The sequence below is a fragment of the Pseudomonas sp. EA_65y_Pfl1_P113 genome, from assembly GCF_963970525.1.
GTDB lineage: Bacteria > Pseudomonadota > Gammaproteobacteria > Pseudomonadales > Pseudomonadaceae > Aquipseudomonas > Aquipseudomonas tritici.
On the sequence record NZ_CAXAQM010000214.1, the window covers coordinates 1 to 632 of the forward strand.

Sequence of the window (632 nt, forward strand, 5' to 3'; positions counted from 1 at the left end):
TTTCGCGATGTCGAGGATGGGCTGGCGGCAGTGCACCGATTGGACGAGCAAGTCGCCTCGGGGGAACGGCAGCGTGCTGCGCTCGCCGAAGGGTTGCGATTGGCGACCAACCGTTATCGCGAAGGCTATTCCCCCTATCTCGAGCAACTGGATGCGCAGCGCGGCTTGCTCGGCGCACAATTGGCGCTGATCCAGACGCGGAGCGATGCGTTGGCCGCGCGCGTGCAATTGTATCAGGCGATGGGGGGTGGTTGGTCCGGTGTCGTCACCGACCGGGACGGTCCGGAGTAAGCGCGTGGCCTCTCTTTCGCGTGACTCGGGGCGGCCTGTTGGCGTAGATTTGCGCAAACGGTGAGGGGAAACAGCATGCGCGGTGTTTTGACGGGGTTGGCGGTGACGGCGCTGGTCGCAACGGCGGCAGTGGCAGCGGTTGAGCCCGCCTCCAAACATTCGCCGAAGGAAACGCAACGTGCCGTTGCCGCCGGGCTGGCCAATCCGGCGCGGGCCGATCAAGCGGGCGATGACGCGCGGCGCAAGGCGGCAGAGGTGCTGGCCTTTTCTGGTGTGGGGCCCGGTGACGAGGTGCTCGATTGGATCCCGGGCGGTGGCTATTGGACGCGGATCTTCTCGGG

Annotated in this window: 2 protein-coding genes; both read left to right on the top strand. The window is 66.1% G+C overall.

Annotated features, from left to right (window positions below):
• A partial coding sequence (locus AACY52_RS29190; protein ID WP_339561200.1) for a TolC family protein occupies positions 1-291 on the top strand: 291 nt, incomplete at its 5' end.
• Between the two features lie 75 nt (positions 292-366).
• Positions 367-632: hypothetical protein (locus AACY52_RS29195; RefSeq protein WP_339561201.1), on the top strand; the 266-nt coding region annotated here is incomplete at its 3' end.